General features: G+C 74.2%; 5 protein-coding genes. All 5 read right to left on the bottom strand.

What is annotated here, in order from left to right:
- On the bottom strand, positions 1 to 4911 hold a 4911-nt coding region (locus GXW76_RS23115; RefSeq protein ID WP_211864502.1), incomplete at its 3' end, for a M23 family metallopeptidase.
- A gap of 1 nt (position 4912) precedes the next feature.
- The gene (locus tag GXW76_RS23110; protein WP_211864501.1) at positions 4913 to 8335 is read right to left on the bottom strand and encodes a hypothetical protein; all 3423 of its coding nucleotides are present in this window, start codon (positions 8333 to 8335) and stop codon (positions 4913 to 4915) included.
- On the bottom strand, positions 8332 to 10173 hold the full coding sequence (locus GXW76_RS23105; RefSeq protein WP_211864500.1) for a hypothetical protein: 1842 nt from the start codon (positions 10171 to 10173) through the stop codon (positions 8332 to 8334). Before GXW76_RS23105 ends, GXW76_RS23110 begins: the two co-directional genes overlap by 4 nt.
- A complete protein-coding gene (locus tag GXW76_RS23100) occupies positions 10170 to 11036 on the bottom strand; it encodes a hypothetical protein (protein WP_211864499.1) in 867 nt (288 codons plus the stop codon). The genes GXW76_RS23105 and GXW76_RS23100 overlap by 4 nt, the downstream gene beginning before the upstream one ends.
- 13 nt (positions 11037 to 11049) lie before the next feature.
- Positions 11050 to 11679: hypothetical protein (locus tag GXW76_RS23095; RefSeq protein ID WP_211864498.1), on the bottom strand; the 630-nt coding region annotated here is incomplete at its 5' end.

The raw sequence follows: 11679 nt of genomic DNA, 5'->3' as shown, positions 1-11679 counted from the left end.
GGCCGGCATGGCGGCGACCTGGGCGGTGGCGACCGCTTGGTCCGTGCCGCCCTGGCTGGCGGCGAAGCCCCAGGTCGCGACGTCGCGGGGCAGCGCGACGGGGAAGGTGGCGGTCGTCGCTGCCGTGTTCGCCGGGCTGACGGTCAGGCCGAAGGGGTCGCCGCCGGTCGGCACCGTCACGGCCAGCGTGTCGCCGGCCGCCGCCACCAAGCTCGGCGGGTCGGCCGCGGGCACGGTGAGCCGCGCGCTGCGCGCGCCGCGGCGGCGCCAGGCGACGGTCGGCGGATCGTTGTCGATCGGGCCGCGCGGCCCCGCCTGGAGCGCATCGCCGACGGGACCGATGGCGGCGTCCTCGAGCGTCGCGCGGTCGCGCAGGTAGCCCGCCACGTTCAGCAATTGCGATTCGGAAAGGCGCAGCGGCGCGGGACCGTTTGCTTCGCCATGCAGGGTGCCGCACACCGTCAGCCTGTAGGCGAAGCGCACGGTGATCGCGTTGGAGGCGGCGGCGATGCGCGCCGCGACACCGGCGACGGAGGCCTCCAGCCCGTCGAAGACGATGGCGAGCGGGGCGCCGTTCACGTCCAGTTCAAGCCGGTCGCTATTGGCGGGCAGGCGCGGCAGCGGGCCGATCTCGATCCGCGCCGGCTCGCCTGTCAGCGGCACGCGCAGCGTCGCGCCATCCACCTCGATGTCCGTCCAGGAGGAACCGGCAAGCGAGAGGATGGCCGGCAGCGCGTCGCTGTCCCATTGCTGCCCCGCGGCAGCGGTTCCGGCGAGGAGCGGCAACCCTTCCGCCGCGCGCCGGACGGTGTGGCCGGCGGCGACGGCGAGGCGGATGCGGTCGCCCTGTTCGGTCGCGGCCGGCTGCACCACCGCGGGGTCGTAGGGCGGCGCGTCGCGCCCAGCGGCATCGGCCACGACGTCGCGCAGGATGGCGGGCGTCACGGCGGCGCTGTCGCGCACCAAGCCGCCGGCCGTGAGCGGCGCCGAGGCGCCGGAGACGACGCCGAGCGCCAGGCCCGGGTCCTTCATCATCGAAAGGCTGACATCGGACCCGCCGGCAACCGTCGCCACCACCACCGTCGTCGCGCCCTCGGCCCAGGCGCGCACGCCGTCGGCGCCGAGCATGATGCGCCGGGCCACGGCATCCGCATCCGCGTCGGCCGCAGTGAAGGTCACGGCCTGGGACGCGCCGGAGACGATGACGAGAAGGGGCGACGCCTGTCGCTGGGCGCCGGTCATCGCCGCATGGGCGAGATCGAGCCGCAGCACCGCGGGCGCCGCGAGGATCGGTACCGCCCAGCCACCCGTGACGCCGACCAGGCCGGGATGCAGCGGCAATTCGCTCGGCGTTGCGATGGCGCCGTCCGCCGGTGCCGCCGCCAGTGCGAGCACCGCCGCGTTGCGCGGCGCGGAGGGTGTGAGATCGAGCGGCGGCCCGCCGGCCTGGAAGGCGTTGCCGACCGCGACCGGCGGCGCCGCCCAGCCATTCTGCAAGACGCCGGCGACATGCGCGGTGAGCGCGGCGCGCGGGATGGCGCCGATATCGGGCAGGTCGCCGGCCCCACGGCTTTCCGGCCCCGCGCCGGTGCCGAAGATCCCGGCCCCGCCGGTCCGGCGCAGTCGTGCGTCGCTGCCGCGGATGCGCGTCTCGATGACGATCACCGGGACCGGCACCAGCGCCGCATGGCGCAGCCGCCCGCCGGAGGTGCGCAGCGCCCGCGTCATCGCCGCCGCCCCGAGCCGTGCGGAGCCCCGCGTATCCGTGGCGGGATGGATGTCGGTGGTGTCGAAGCGCAGCGTCTCGCCCGCCGCGAAGCCGCGTTCGGCGGGCAGGTCCGGGTGCAGTTCGGGGCGGTGCGCGCCGAGCAGCCATGCCTCGCTGACCCGGTCGTTGATGCGCAGGATCGCCTGGCCGCCGAACAGCCGGTAGGGCCCCGGCGTACCGATCGCGAGCCGCGCCAGCGGCGGCGCCACCAGCGCGGCGCTCAGTTCCGGCAGCGTGGTGGCGCTCGGTTCGGGGAAGGTCTCGTCGAGGCCGTGCGCGTGGCCATCCGCGACCTGCACCGTCACCTCGGCGGCGGCCGGCACGTCGCGCTGCAGCAGGGAACGGATTGCCGCGGCCGTGAGGTCCACTGCATGCCTGTGGCGCGCCGGCGCGGGCGTGGCGCGGCCGACATTCGCGTAGTCGTCGGTGCTGGTGACGGTGGTCGTGGCCGGGATACCGGGGAGCAGCGTGGTCAGGTCCACGCTGATGTCGTGCTGATGCGTCCCGGCGGTGGCGCTGACGCCGGTCTTCAGTTCGAGCGTCAGCGAACGCAGCGGGCGGCGGAGCGGCGCATGGTCGTGGCCGTCCGGGGCGGCTTCCACGGTGATGCCGGTTTCGCTCCATTCGCGCCGCCTGCGCAGCCCGGCGATCGCCGCGCGGGTCAGGCTGATGCGGTGGCTGTGGCCGTGCTGCGGTTCCGCGAAGACGATGACCGGGTCGTCGGTGCCCGCGATCGCCTCCGCGGGGATGAAGACGCGGTGCATGTGGTCGGCGATGCCGGCCGGCCCCAGCGCCAGTTCCAATGTAGCCGCGGGCGGCGGGCCGTCCGGCGCGGCGTTGCCGGATGTGTAGAAGGCGTAGGAGACGGGCTTGCCGGCGATCTTGCCCTTTCCGCCGATCCAGGCGAGCAGCGGGTAGTGGCGGAAGCCCTTGGTGTCCTCGTCGCCGAAGACGAAGGGCAGGCCCTGGGCCTCGCCGCGCTGCTGCTCCTCGGTCGCGATGTGGATGTGCTGCTGCGCGCTGCGCCCGGTGCTGTCGAGCCGCGCGATGTCGTCGCCGCGGCGCACCGCCTGGCCGAGCACCGGCAGCACGCCGCCCTGCATCAGGTGGAAATAGTTTCCGAAGGTGATGACGCGCTCGTCGTCCTCGCCCGGATCATGGCCCTGGACCCAGCTGGTGTGCAGGACATGGAGGTAGTTCGGGTCCTGCTTGCGGTCCTCGAAGGCTTCCTGGAGTTCCGTGATGACGCCGTCGCGCGCGGCGCGTACGACCGATCCCTCCACCTCGTTGAAGTCGAAGGCGTAGTGGTTGGTCGTGCCGTCCTTGGTGTGGTGGCTGAAAATGCCGTGCGTGCCCTGGCTGCACATCCAGTTCTCGCCGGCGGTGAAGGGCAGGCGATAGGGCGAGCTGTCGGCGCTGAGATTCTCGAATACGCCTGGCTTGTCGCGGCCGTCGTCGATGTAGTCCCACCACAGCACGAAGGGCACGGCATAGGCGCCGATGAGGCCGGCGATCGCGATCAGCAGGAAGGAGCCCCAGCTCTGCGTCTTCGGCAGCCAGGAGAAGAAGATCGCGAGCGCGATGAAGACCGAGACGCCGATCAGCGCGCCGATCGCCGCGCCCTTGTCGTCGGATTCCAGGCCTTCGACGAGGATCGCCACCAGGATGATGAGCAGCACCACCACGCCCGTCATCATGCCGTGCGTGGCGTGGTCCTCGGCCGGCGGGGTGCGCTTGGGCCGGTCGATCAGCATGCCGATGCAGACCGCCAGCGCGCAGACCGCGCCGATGATCAGCCAGACGAGCAGGGAGGTCGGGAAGCCCTCGAGGTGGAAATCGTCCCAGCTGGGGAAGAGCCCGCAGAGCAGGCCGCACATCCACATCGGACCCCAGGCGGCCCAGGTGGTGCGCAGGAAGCTCGGCGGCGGGCGCGACGCCTCCGGCAGCTTGTTCCACTCGTCGAAGTACCACATGCTGCGCGCGAACTGGTAGATGAAGCGCACCTGCGAGACCGCGGTGACATGCTTCAGCCCGCGGATCAGCACCGAGCCGACCCAGTTGGTGACGGTATTCTTGCCGGCATCGTACGGCGTGGCGAGCAGGCGGGCAGCGAAGGACAGCACGAAGTCGCCCTGGTCGCTGAAGAGCCATTGCGTGCCGGAGGGCCATTCCCCCATGTCCTGCGGCGCCGCGGCCCGCGTGATGACGCGCGCCATCTGCCACAGCAGCACCACCACGCTGACGAAGCCGTCGAAGCCGCGACCTTTGAAGTTGCCGGTGCGGACCATCTCCCAGATCAGGTTGAACACCGCGACGATGCCGGTGATGAGATCGAGCCACCACAGCGCATGGCCGACCGGGAAGGGCGTGACCTTCGCTTCGTCCGCGACCGTGGGGGCGGGATCCGCCATCGGCTGCGGCCCGCCTGCCTGCACCTCCACGCGCACGGACACCCGGCCGAGTGCGTCGAACAGCTTGCCGAATTCGTCCTTGAAGGCGCCGACCTGGGTGCCGAACGCGCCGAGCGCCGGCGCGTCCAGCCTGGCGAGCAGCGCCATGAACCGCGTGCGCAGAAAGACCTTGAGGTCGAAGCCTGTGAAGGCCGGTGGCAGCGGATCCGCCAGGCCATGCAGGCGGCGGCGGATCTCCGCGGCGGTGCGGAAGGCGCGGTGCGCGGCAGCGTCGCGCCGCCCGCCAAGGAGCGGCGCCTCGAGGATACCAAGCGCCGCGTCGATCTCCGTGTTCAGCACGCCGGCGATATCGGGCAGGCGCAGGTCCGGGATGACGGCGAAGACGGTGTCGAAGGCCGCCGTGAGCCTGAGGCGAAGCGCATCGGCATCGAGCGTTGCGGCGGCATCGACGATGCCGCCGAGTTGCGCCATCAGTCCCGGTATGTCGGGCGACGGCGTGTCGAAGAAGGCAGCGAAGGGGCCTTCCCTGCCGGCTCGCCCGACAGCCTCCACGACGGGCTCGGCGCGGCTGCGGATGCCTTCCGCCCAGGCCGCCGCCGGCGGGCCCGGATCACCGAAGCCGAAGAGCCCGAGTGCGCCGTCCATCGTCGCGCCATAGGCATCCGCGCTTGCATCCGCATCCAGGGCCCGGCGGACCCGATCGGGATGCAGCAAGGCGTGCCCGAGCGCCATGTCACGCCGCCACCGAGACGTCGGCCGAGACGGAGAGCGAGGCGACCGCAACGCCGGTGCGTGGCGGGATCGCCTGCAGCATGCGGTCGAAGGCCTCCTCCACGCGGCCGAGTTGCACGCGCGCATCGGCGCCGAGCGTGCCGCCCGCCGCATCCACCAGCGCGCGCAGCTTCAGCGGGATGTCCAGCACCGGCGCGATGGCGCCGAGCGCCTTCTGCCAGGCGGGATCGAGCGTCGCCGCGACGACCTGTTCCGGCGACAACGCCTCGATCCGCACCACGATGGCGGCCCAGGCGGCATCGGCTTCGGCCAGGCGCGAGGGCGGCAGCAGGGTCTCGACGCGCAGCAGCGCCGCGACGCTGTCGGCCGCCTGGCGCAGTGCCGTTTCGAGCGGGGCGGGATCGACTGCTGCCAGCGCCGCGGCAAGGCGGCCATGCAGCAGGCCGAGCGGCCCTTCGATCGGCGAGAGGTCGAGATGGCCGAGCCTTTCGCCGAGTTCCGCGAGGCCCGACGCGGCGCCGCCGAGACCCTCCTCCCCCAATATCCCGTCCAGCTTCGTCGCGATGGCGTCGAACAGGTCCGAGATCCCGGTGGCGAGCCGCGCCATCCAGGGTGCCAGGGCGGCGAAGCCCGTCTGCATGACGCGGAGCGGCGCCGCGACCTCCTCCTCCAGCGCCGCGCGCACGGCGGCCTGCAAGGCGGCGCGATCCGGCGGCACGCTCGCCGTCATGCCGGCGAAGGCACCGCCGCCTTCGACCGTGAGCAGGCGCTGGTAGTCGGCCAGCCTGGCTTCCAGCTCGCCAGCCTGCACCGATAGGCGCTGGCCGAGTGCCGGCCAGGCCTCGGCCGTGCGCGGCAGCGCGTCGCGAATGGCAAGGAGGCGCTGAGCCGCCACCTTGGCGCGCCGCGTCGCCGGTGCATCCCGCGCGTGGTCCAGCGCAACGAGCGGCAGCAGCGCCAGGGTCCGAGCCAGCCTGGCGCCAGGCCCCGCCAGCGCCGCCGGCGCGATCGAGGCGGCCGCACGCAGCGCCGGAGCGATCGGTGCCACCACCGCGTCGCGCTGGATCCCGGCATGAGCCGCCGCCGTCGCCGTGAAGGCGGCGGCGAGCCGTTCCATCTCCACGCTGCCGAGCCGCGCCACCGCGGCGTCGAGCAACGCGCCCACCTGCGCATCCGCGTCGCCGGGGTCGGCCACCAGCGCCGCGGCCTCGCGCAGCAGGTCGCGCACCTCGCCGAGCACTTCGAGCGGCGCCTCCACCGCGGCGGCCAGTTCCGCAAGCCCGGCGAAGGCGCGGTCGAGCCCCGTTTCCTGCTGCAGCTTCTGCAGGGCGCGATCCGCCTCCATCCGCACCGGCGCCAGCAGGGCCTGCGGCGAAACGCGATCGAGCAGCCCAGCCAGCGCGGCATGCGCCTCGCGCAGCGGATCGAGCACGGCGCCGATGTCGAGGACGCCCGCCTGCGCAGCGATGTCGTCCAGCGCATCCTGCACGCGCTGCAGCAATGCGGAGGGACTGAAGCTGCGCAGCGTCGCCGCCAGTTCCGCGAAGGGCGCGCCGATCTGCGCGCCGATCGCCTCCGACGGCTTGAAGTGGTCGAGTTCCGCACGCAGGTCGTCGATGCCGGATTCGACCACGGAGAGCAGCGCCTGTGGGCCTGCTTCCAGCGCCGTTTCCAGTGCGGTGATCAGCGGGTCGCCGACGCTCGCGGTGAAGTCGATGCTCACCACCGCCTCGACGCCCTGCGCGATCAGCGGTTTGGCGTCTTCGGGGATCGTCGCGGGGTCGATCTCGTTGATCTTCGCCTCGATGGCGCCGATGTTCGTGATCGCCGCGTCCGCCGCCACGGCGAGGTCGAGGTTGTCCAGCGCGTTCGCCGCGGCTTCCAGCGCCTCGCCCACCGCTGCGAAGGCGTCCTGGATCTGTGGGTCGTTGAGCAGCCCGGCGAGCTGGTCGAGCGCATTGCGCAACGGTTCGATCAGCCGCGCCGGATCGAAGGTTTCGGTGGCCTCGCCCACCGCGGAAACCGCGCTCTCGATCGCGCCGCCCACCGCATCCACCGCCGGGCGCAGCGTGTCGTCGATGGCCGAGGACAATTGCCCGGCATAGCCGGTGAGCGCCGGGACCACCTCGTCGAGCCGCGCGGCATCGAGAACGGTGTCCAGCCCGTCTGCCAGCGGCCGGATCGCCGCCGTCAGCGCATCCCTGACCGCGCCCTGTGCAGCGTCCACCGCGTCCAGCGCCTCCTGCACCGCCTGGCGCAGCGCGCCCATCGGGCCCGCGAGGGCGCTGAGGTCGAGTTCCGCGACCTTGTCGATCGCCGGGCCGAAGGGTGCGGGGTCGGGCGCAGGCAACGCGGCGATCCAGGACCGGATGCGATCCAGCAGCGCGCCGCCGTCGCCGCCGCCCGACATGGCGCGCTGCGCCCGCAGCAAATGGCCGGTCATCGCGAATGGCAGGTGCTCCACGCGAGCCAGCGCCGATTCTGTCGGGTGCAGGGCGGCCAGCACCGGTTCCAGCGCATCGGCCGCGCGTTCGAGGGCCGTCGCTTCCGATGCGGTCGGCACCGACAACCCGGTCGCGAGCCGCGCCGCGAAGGGCGGCAGCAGCGCGCCGAGCCGGTCGGCCGTCCCGTCGAAGGTGGCCGCGGCATCCGCCGCCAGCCGTGCCGCCGCCAGCAGCGGATCGGCGACCCGCGTCCGCGGCGCGGCGATCAGCCGGGCGGCGTCGTGCAGGGTGGTGGCGAGACCGCGGCTCAACGCCTGCGGCGTCATCGCCTGCCAGGCCGCGACCGTGCCGAGCGCCTCGAGAAGGTCACCGAGGATGGGCAGCGGCAGGAAACGCGGATGCAGGGGCGCCACGCCCTGTCCGGCGCGCTGCAACATCTCCAGCAGCTGCGGCGCGTCCAGCCGCGGACCGAGCGCGGCGACGGCCTGGCGGGCCTCCGCGACGCCGGTGCGCAGCGCCTCGATCGAGGGCAGGTCCGGCACCGGGAAGGCCTGCGGTCCGGCGCCCGGCCCATCCGGCATGCCCTGCGGCCCGGCGAAGACGCGGCCGGTGGCGAGGCGGATGATCTCCTGCACCACCTCGAGCGCCGCGCCGATATCGAAGGTGATGGAGACCGAGAAGCTGCCACCCGCGAGCGCGGTGAGCGGCGCCAGCAGCGGCCCGACCAGCCCCGCCGGATTCTCCGGCGCATCGGCGATCGCGGCCGGCAGTTGCGTGCCGAGCGTGACGAGACCCGCGAGCGCCGGCGGTACCGGCAGGTTGCCGACCAGCCCTGCGAGGTCGCCCAGTTCCGGCGGCCCGTCCTGCAGCGAGCGCACCATGGCCACGATGCCGCCGAGCGCCTCCGCCTGCGCGCCGAGATCGGCCGAGATGTCGATGCTGCCGCGCAGCGTGCCGATGCGGGCGATCAGGTCGCTCATGACCGTGCGGTCCACGGGTTGTAGGCGAAGGTCGCGGCGGAGACGGACAGGTCCACGTCGCGCCGGCAGGCGAAGGACAGCGCGAGCGGGGCATGCGCGACCGCCGCCAGCGCGGCGGGGCTGGTGTCCTCGGCCAGCAGCAGCCGGCGCTGGAAATCCGGGCCCGCGCCGCCGGACGCGTCCGGGGATATGCTCCCGGCCTGGTCCGCTGCGCCCCAGCGCAGCGGCAGGGGAAGGGGTGTCGCCGCCGCTTCGCGCACGGCGAGTTGCAGCGCGGGGCGCGTCGCCGCATCGGTCCAGGAACCGCCCGCATCGCCCGACAGCAGCGCGGTGTCGTCATCCGCCGCCGTGCCGTGCCAGAGGAACCGTCCGCGCGGCACCTGCGCCACGACCCAGACCACTGGCGGCAGCGGCGGCGCGACCGGCGCCGCGAGGGTGGCCAGAAGCCAGGATGGCGCTTCCGCGGGTTCCAGCGCCAGCGACGCAGCCGGGCCCAGCGGCGGGCCGACGCGCTTCTCGTCGCCGGCATGCAGCGTCAGCAGCAATTCGGCCGGGGCCGCGGCGCGGCCGAAGACGGCGAAGCGCACCAGCGGCAGGGCGCGCTCCGCCTCCGTCAGGGTGGTGCGGCGGGCGAGGCGGGTGGCGCCTTCCGCGACCAGCCCGCGCCGCGCCTGGGGCGGCGCATCGTCGGAGGCATCGGTCAGGCGCTCCGGAAGGAAGCGGCCTTCGAGGACGAGTTCGAGCGCCTCCGGCCGCAGCCCCGGCGATGCGCCGGTCAGCGCCAGCACCGCCGGTGCGCCGCGCAGCGCCAGGCGTTCCGGCCTCGGGAGCGGGCGACGCAGGTAGCGCAGCCCCGTGCTGTCCAGCCGGATCCGCGCCGCGCCAGGCCCTGTCGCGGTGACGCGCAGGGCGAGGCCGAGATCCGCCGCGCCCCGTGCCGCGTCATAGGCGGGGCGCGCCAGCCCGCGCAGCGCGGCGGCGAAGTCGAACCCGATCGAGGACCGCCCCGGATCGCCCGGCATCTCGGCAACCGTCACCGCCTTGCCGGCGCCGATCGCCTCCACCTTCAGCGCCGCCGGATGCAGGCGCCAGACCGCGCGGATGGACTGCGCGCGCCAGGGCACCGGCTGGCCCTCGTTCGGCAGGCGCGGCGCGTCCGCGGCCAGCCGCACGACGGTGAGGTTCACCGCGGCGAGCGGCGGCGTCCCGCCATCCGGCGTCAGCACCAGGCGCACGGTTCCGTCGGCGGCGCGCGTCGCCGACAAGGCACAGCCGCCAAGGGCATCGCCATAGAGCGCGCCGCCCGCTCCGGGCATGGGGAAGGCCGGGGCGGCGAGGAAGGGCGGTCCGCTCTCCGGGCTGGCAAGCAGGTGCAGCGCCTCCGCGCCCGGCAGCGCGCCGGGCGTCGCGGTGCTGCTTCCCGCCGCCCAGGAGAGCGTCAGCCCGGGTGCGAGGAGCGTGCGCGCGACCCCGACATTGCCCGCCGAGAAGCCCTCGATCTCGACCCTGAGAAGGGAGACCGGCGCGCCGGCGACCGGCGGGGCGAAGGATAGCGCCGCGACGGTGGCGCTGCCGGCGGGGCCGGCGTGGTCCGTGCTGCGCTCGACGGGCCGGCTGCCGAGGGCGGCGGTTGCGGCGGCGACCTCCACCTCGTCCATGCCGGGCAGGAAGGGCACCGGGACCGGCACGTCCAGCGCCTCCCCGCCCGACGGGAATTCGAGCAGCGTGCCGGGGTCGGGCGCTTCGAGAGTGGCGTAGCGCAGCACCGGCACCGGCAGCGCCTGCACCGAGAGGATGCCGAGGCTGCTGAAGGCGGACAGGCCCGGGACCGCGATCATGGCAGCACCCGCACGACGATCTCGGCCAGCGGCACGGTGCTCCGCCCGGCGCCGGCAAGCGCCACCTGGATGCCGGCGTGCGCAGGCGCCGCCAGTGTGGCGGGGGGACGGAAGACGATGCGCGCGATGCCCTCGGCATCGACCGGGAAGCCGGTGAAGCCCGGCGGCGCGCCAGCCGGGTCGCCGGGCAGGCTGCCGGGCGGCGTTGCGCCGCGCAGTCGCGCCACGACGCGCGGCGGACCGGCGCCGAGGGCGCGCAGGTCGAGCGCGACCGGGATGAGGAGGTCGGGCCCACCCGCCCGCGCGACCAGGTCGTCCGGGACGCCCGGCGGCAGGCTGACGAGGCGGGCGGGGATTGCGGCGATGGCCGGGCCCTCCTCCTCCGGGCGGACCGGCCAGAAATCGCCCTCGAAGGCGAAGGTGGCGCGCAGCCGTCCCGGCGCGTCCTCCTGCTGCGCGGCATCGCTGAAGCGGAAGCCGCGCAGCGCGAAACCCTGGTCGGAGCCGTCGGCGAAGGCGGCGCCGCTGCGGACATCCCCGGCCTGGAAGGCGACGAGCAGCGCGTCCAGCGCGCGCAGCCAGGCATCGCGCGTGATGGCGGCGGCGGGGACGAGGTCCATGGCCACGACGCCTCTCAGTTCCAGCACCGTGCGCAGCCCGAGACCACCCGGCAGCCGGCGCAGTTGCGGCGCGTCGTCACCGAGCAGCGGCGCGGCGCTGACGCCGGTCACGCGCAGCACCGGCAGGATGCCGCTGTCGGGAGCCGCGGCCGGCAGGCCCCGCTGCGGCGCGAGCAGGTCGGGCACGCCCACGAGGCGATCCGCGAAAAGGTCGGCGAGCCGGGCCTCGAAGGCGTCGAGCATGGGTCGGGCCACCTCATCCGATCGGCCGCGGGACCGGGCGGTCGACCAGGACCGGCGAGAGCGTCCCGCGGTTCAACTGGTCGATGCGGGTCTGGTGCTCGGCCGTGCGTCGTTCCACCGCAGTCACGCGGCTGGTCAGGTCCTGGATCGCGGTGCGGTCGGGAAGGGTGCCGAGGCGTTCGTCCACGCCACGCCGCCAACTGGTCAGCTCCGTCGTGCTGCGCTCGATGACCGAGACGCGGGAGGTCAGCGCATCAAGCGGCGCGAGGCGCGCTTCGGTGACGGTGACGCGGGAGGTGACGGTGGTCACCTGGTTCTCCAGCGTCGCGATCCGGCCGGAGAGCGCATCGGCGCGCGCGGCGCTCGCCTCGACGGCATCGATGCGGCCGCGCAGGTCGGGAATGGTGCCCATCGCGACCTCCGTCAGGCCGAGGCGCCGATCTTGGTCGCGGTCGGTGGTCTCCAGCGCGGCCACGCGCGGCGCGAGCGCAGCAGCCGCACCGGCCTGGTCGCGCACCCGGCCGAGCTCCGCGGCCAGCGCATCCACCGCCGAGAGCCTCTGCCCGGCGGCATTGGCCGCGGCTTCCACCGCCGTCACGCGGCCGGGCAGCGCGGCCAGCGCATCGAGCGCCGCGGCGTTGCG

Origin of the sequence: Neoroseomonas soli (genome assembly GCF_018129065.1) — a bacterium.
GTDB lineage: Bacteria > Pseudomonadota > Alphaproteobacteria > Acetobacterales > Acetobacteraceae > Neoroseomonas > Neoroseomonas soli.
Note: the sequence above shows the minus strand (reverse complement) of the source record. Positions and strands in the feature narration are given on the sequence as shown.